Below are 481 nucleotides of genomic sequence, written 5' to 3'. Positions count from 1 at the left end.
CACCCAGTACAGCGGGACGGTGTCGCTGTCGACGACCCAGTCGGGCTCGACGTACAACCTGACCGACGGCGACCGCGGCGGCCACAAGACGTACAACCTGAACCACGGCACCTCGGGCACCGGCACGCTGTTCTCCCAGTCGAGCAACACCTGGGGCGACGGCACCACGTCGAACGCCGCCACCGCGGGCGCCGACGCGCACTACGGAGCCGCCGAGACCTGGGACTTCTACAAGAACACCTTCGGGCGCAGCGGCATCAAGAACGACGGCGTCGGCGCCTACTCCCGCGTGCACTACGGGAACTCGTACGTCAACGCCTTCTGGGACGACAGCTGCTTCTGCATGACCTACGGCGACGGCTCCGGCAACGCGGACCCGCTGACCGCCCTCGACGTGGCGGGCCACGAGATGAGCCACGGCGTCACGTCGAACACGGCCGGCCTCAACTACAGCGGCGAGTCCGGCGGCCTGAACGAGGCC

Annotated in this window: 1 pseudogene; it reads left to right on the top strand. The window is 68.6% G+C overall.

What is annotated here, in order from left to right:
- Positions 1 to 481: pseudogene (locus LQ326_RS47455) on the top strand (M4 family metallopeptidase); the annotation flags it as partial.

Source organism: Streptomyces shenzhenensis (genome assembly GCF_021462265.1).
GTDB classification, from domain to species: domain Bacteria; phylum Actinomycetota; class Actinomycetes; order Streptomycetales; family Streptomycetaceae; genus Streptomyces; species Streptomyces shenzhenensis.
Note: the sequence above shows the minus strand (reverse complement) of the source record. Positions and strands in the feature narration are given on the sequence as shown.